The organism is Kitasatospora sp. MBT66, assembly GCF_000710405.2.
Lineage (GTDB): Bacteria > Actinomycetota > Actinomycetes > Streptomycetales > Streptomycetaceae > Kitasatospora > Kitasatospora purpeofusca.
On sequence record NZ_JAIY01000009.1, the window covers coordinates 123,424 to 123,994 of the forward strand.

General features: G+C 79.3%; 1 pseudogene. It reads left to right on the top strand.

The features are described 5' to 3' along the window. A pseudogene (locus tag BI06_RS51140) lies at positions 1-571 on the top strand (hypothetical protein); the annotation flags it as partial.

Below are 571 nucleotides of genomic sequence, written 5' to 3' on the forward strand. Positions count from 1 at the left end.
CGCCCGCGCACGCCGACGACCGTGCCGCCGGACGCGTCGGGACCACCGGCGCCCCGGCCGCCGAGCACGCCCTCCGCGCGTCCTGGGAACGGGTCGAGCGGCGTCCGGCGAGCGTCGTCATGGTCCGCGCCCGGTGGACGGCCGACGGCGGCGCCCTCGCCCCCGAGCGCGTCGACCACGCCATCAAGGAGCTGACCGCCGACATCCGGCGCGAGACGGCGCCCTTCGGCGGACACGTGCGCCGCGCCTTCGGCTCGGTGTGGCTGGTCGTCTTCGGCGTCCCCCGGGCCCACGAGGACGACGCCGAGCGGGCCCTGCGCGCCGCCCTCGCCCTGCGCCGCCACTTCGAGACGCCCGGACCGGCGTCCGCCGGCGCGGCCACCGCCGCCCGGCCGGTCACCCACCTCGTGGTCGGCACCGGCGAGGTGGTGGTCACCTACGACGACAGCGCGCCCGAGCCCGTGGAGGTCACCGGCCAGGTCCTGGACGCCTGCCACCACCTGCTGCTGCGGGTCCCCCGCGGGGAACTGTGGGCCGCCGACGCCACCGTCGAGGCGGGCGGCGCCGGCCT